Genomic DNA, 235 nt, shown 5'->3' on the forward strand with positions numbered 1-235 from the left:
TGGCAAACAGTACAGGATTACAGTTCACCGTAAAGGTTGGCGCGCTGGAGGCAGGCACCTTTGCGGTGGTGGATTTCAGGCTGGATGAGGGGTTGAACCGGCCTTTCAGCCTGTCACTGAGTCTGGCGAGTGCGTTGCCGGATATCGATTTTGGCGCGGTGCTCGACCAGCCGTGCGAGCTGATGATTTGGTATGAAGGTGAATTGAAGCGTCGTGTCAGCGGCATTATCAGTGG

1 protein-coding gene is annotated in these 235 nt (G+C 55.7%); it reads left to right on the forward strand.

Features of this window, described 5'->3' with window-relative positions:
- On the forward strand, positions 1-235 hold a 235-nt coding region (locus KP22_RS21220; RefSeq protein WP_039326493.1), incomplete at both ends, for a contractile injection system protein, VgrG/Pvc8 family.

Source organism: Pectobacterium betavasculorum (genome assembly GCF_000749845.1).
Classification (GTDB): Bacteria; Pseudomonadota; Gammaproteobacteria; order Enterobacterales; family Enterobacteriaceae; genus Pectobacterium; species Pectobacterium betavasculorum.